The 2,447-nt window shown below is 48.1% G+C and carries 3 protein-coding genes; all 3 read right to left on the bottom strand.

Annotated elements, in window-relative coordinates; translation table 11 throughout:
- Positions 1 to 1,102, bottom strand: a 1,102-nt coding sequence (locus tag B5D58_RS13420; protein WP_078737699.1) for a methane monooxygenase/ammonia monooxygenase subunit B, incomplete at its 3' end; no start/stop codon positions are given.
- Between the two features lies 1 nt (position 1,103).
- The gene (locus tag B5D58_RS13415; RefSeq protein WP_011111553.1) at positions 1,104 to 1,934 is read right to left on the bottom strand and encodes a methane monooxygenase/ammonia monooxygenase subunit A; all 831 of its coding nucleotides are present in this window, start codon (positions 1,932 to 1,934) and stop codon (positions 1,104 to 1,106) included.
- 163 nt (positions 1,935 to 2,097) lie between these two features.
- Positions 2,098 to 2,447 (bottom strand): methane monooxygenase/ammonia monooxygenase subunit C (locus tag B5D58_RS13410; RefSeq protein ID WP_234989093.1); only part of this gene is annotated, 350 nt, incomplete at its 5' end.

Raw genomic sequence — 2,447 nt, 5'->3', positions numbered from 1 at the left:
TTTTCAGTTCCTTGGTCTGACCAGGTTGAATTGCGCTTTCATCGTCGAAATTCAAACCGACAGCGATCAGTTCACGAGGATACTGAGGATCCAAGTATTTACGGCCAGTAGAGTTGATGAAACGTATGCCTGCCGTGGTGAACTCACCAAATGTGACAGGTATGTCGCCATTATTGGTTACTTCCATGGTGACACGCAGTGCACGTCCCGGTACGTCATAGTTAGCATCTGTAATGACAATCGATACTGGGTTGGGTGCTACTGGTAATGCTGCCACTTTGGATTGACCTGCCTGGATAGGTACCGTGTAGGGATGTTTATTTTCCGTATAACGGTATCCACCCCATACCAGCGCCAGCGTCAGAATGGCAAGTACCCAGGTGATTTTTTTGTCCATCGGATCCATCAACAGATCATCACCGTAGGCCAACAATACACGACTACGTGGCAGGAACATCGGCCGTGCTGTAAAAACACCAATCCAGAAAATACCGATGGACATCCAGACAACGTGCCAGAATATACCGTTCGATAAGTTGAAGGTTTCTGAATCAATTGTCTCACCCGTCAATAATTTCAGTGGGTTGGTAAAATCATCCCAGCTTCCGGTAATGTTCATCCATGCACCTGGCCCAGCAATCGGACCTGCATCTTTGACGTTCAGCATGGCATGCATGTGATGACGTCCCGGAATACGTGCACGCAGATTGACTTCAAACTCATAGTCACGGCCAATTTGCAGAGGACCTGAAATGAACCATGGATGGCCATTGATCTTGGTACTCAAACGTACGAATACCGGGCTTGGGCTTCCTACGTTAAAGAAGGAAAAATCAGGTTGTGCAGCTGCACGTGGCCAATCTTCAGCCAAGTGAAACTTACCGGTGATTTTTGCGTTCTCATTAACTTTGGTTACCTCAGGACCCCATTTGATGTCATACCATTGAACTGTACGCATCCGAAGGAACGGCTCCTGGGATCGCTCCCCATGAGCTGCTACCGTCGAGACATCCAATGTTACTGTCATGGCTAATGCGGCTACTGCATAAGCAACACCGTAAAGCCCCATCACTCCCCGTTTATAAAGGTTTTTGATACCCATTTTATTTGATCCCCTCTGGAAAGCCTTCTTCACCGAATGCGGTAACATCATTGCGATGTACGATACGACCTCTTTTACCTTTAACGTAGAAAAAGGCTGTACAGTAAACTTTTCCAAGATACCACCATACGGTGAACATCAACATTGATACGAACGCAGAGAAGAATGCTGCAATAACTGTGGTATGACCACCAAAGGTACGCAGTGAACCTTGCTCAATATGACGAACATACTCGGGTGTACCTGTACGAACATACAGATGTCCCATGTAATCAGCCATCGACAGCAATGTGCCTTCTACAACGATTGGCAAATGGGTTGGTCCAAAAATCGGCCAGTTACCCGGATAGAACAGCAGACCGAAGAATCCACCTCCAACCAGAGCCGTCACCAGCCAGTTGCGTGTCAGATACAGCGTGAAGTCCAGCATCAGCGCACCCGGAAGCATAATGCCCGGTGTTACGAAGTTGATGGGGTAGTGTGACCACCAGTAGAATCCCCAGTAACGTGTCAGCCACTCACCAATCAGCAGACACACCACACACAACGTTGCACCAAACGGTTGGCGGTAGTTGACCCACAAGTAATACATGATTGCCGAACAGTAGGTGATCCCCACGATTGGCGTTACAACCGGCCACCATTGACGATCTTTCCAGTCCATCCAGAAATCCCAGTCACCTGCCAGCAGCATAAAGTGCATGTGGTAGGTACCCACCAGCAAAATAATCAGAATTGGAAAATAAACTGCATCAATCAGACGTGACATATGAACCGCTTCCGGCGGCATCTTGGCCGCTTTCAGGATTTCTTCCGTTCTAAATATACTCACCCTGCCCTCCCCTCTTATAGTTTAAAAGTAACATTACGATTCCTCTTTTCCTCTAAGGTACCGCACTCTGGTTCTGACTGACCAGGTGCTACTTTCAGCACCCGGCCAGACTTCCTCTTTTAATGTACCCCAAGCGCAACTTCTGCCTGGAGTACATACCAGATTAAGCTACAATCCGGTTATTCAGAATTTCTTTGCTTTGGTTGTTCCAAACCACATCGGTCAGATTGGAATAACGGGTAATGATCTGAGCTGCAACACCACCCTGGAACAGACCCGCCCAGCCCAACACTACAAATCCCCAGTGCAGTGGTGCGCTGAACAACTCTTCCATGAACCAGAAAGCATGACCCCACTCGTTCAGACCAACGTTAGGCAGAATCATCAACGGGCCTGCAATCGCCATAACCAGCGGGAAGGAAATTCCACGGCTGAACAATGGCAGGCGAGTCATTGCATACAGGTAGGTTGCAACACCGCAAACGATGTACATCGGGAATGATCCGTAAAACA

This window comes from Nitrosomonas europaea (assembly GCF_900167395.1).
Lineage (GTDB): Bacteria > Pseudomonadota > Gammaproteobacteria > Burkholderiales > Nitrosomonadaceae > Nitrosomonas > Nitrosomonas europaea.
The sequence above is the reverse complement of the archived record's forward strand: the minus strand, read 5'-3'. Positions and strand labels throughout refer to the sequence as shown.